Consider the following 829-nt stretch of genomic DNA (forward strand, 5'->3'; position numbering starts at 1 on the left):
CCGCCCCCCCCCGACCCCGCCTACCGCCCGCCCGAGTCGTCCGTGCCGGGCGGCACACAGCCTCCGCCGCCCCCGCCGTCGTATCACCGGCGCGGCCGGGCCGCGAACGGCGGCCACAGTGTCGTCGAGGGTGCGGTGCGCGGCTCGCAGGTGCGGACCGAGTACCGCGGCGAACGAACGTCCGAGGTGATCTGGACGCTCCGGGTGGAGACGTACGACACCGACGGCAACCTGTTCTCCGTCGTCCCCGTGGAGATGCGCGGGCAGACCTTCGAGGGGTCCGTCGGCGACGGCGACTGGGTGCGGGCCCGGGGCCGGATGAAGTCCGGCACTCTGCGACCCACCGAGCTGGAGAACCTCACCACCGGTGCCGTGATGCGCGTCAAGGGCGTGCCGCGGGCCGCCCTCGTCCTCGCCTGGCTGTTCATGGCCGCCGTCGTCGGGTTCATCGTCTGGGGCTTCGTCACCGTCATCACCGGCGGGCCCGAGCCGCCGGAGTTCTCCGGCCCCTGGTGACGTACCCGAAGGACCGACAGGCCCCAAGGACGCGGGAAGGCCGGGGGCCTGCGAGATCCCAGAGGCGTGAGACGCCCGAGAGACGAGAGAAGCCTGCGTGACCCGAGAGACCTGAGAGACCCGAGAGACCCGAGAGGCCCGAAAGACCTGAGAGATCTGAGAGACCCGAGAGGCCCGAAAGACCTGAGAGATCTGAGAGACCCGAGAGGCCCGAAAGACCTGAGAGACCCGGGAAGCCCGAGAGACCCGGGAAGCCCATGAGACCCGAGAGACCCGAGAGAAAGGCCGCGCCATGTCCCACCCGCTCCCGCAC

At 70.9% G+C, this 829-nt stretch carries 1 protein-coding gene; it reads left to right on the top strand.

Annotated features, from left to right (window positions below):
* A partial coding sequence (locus MTQ10_RS30840) for a hypothetical protein (protein ID WP_247474115.1) occupies positions 1 to 516 on the top strand: 516 nt, incomplete at its 5' end.
* Positions 517 to 829 lie beyond the last annotated feature (313 nt).

This window comes from Streptomyces sp. XM83C, from assembly GCF_023072675.1.
GTDB classification, from domain to species: domain Bacteria; phylum Actinomycetota; class Actinomycetes; order Streptomycetales; family Streptomycetaceae; genus Streptomyces; species Streptomyces thermocoprophilus.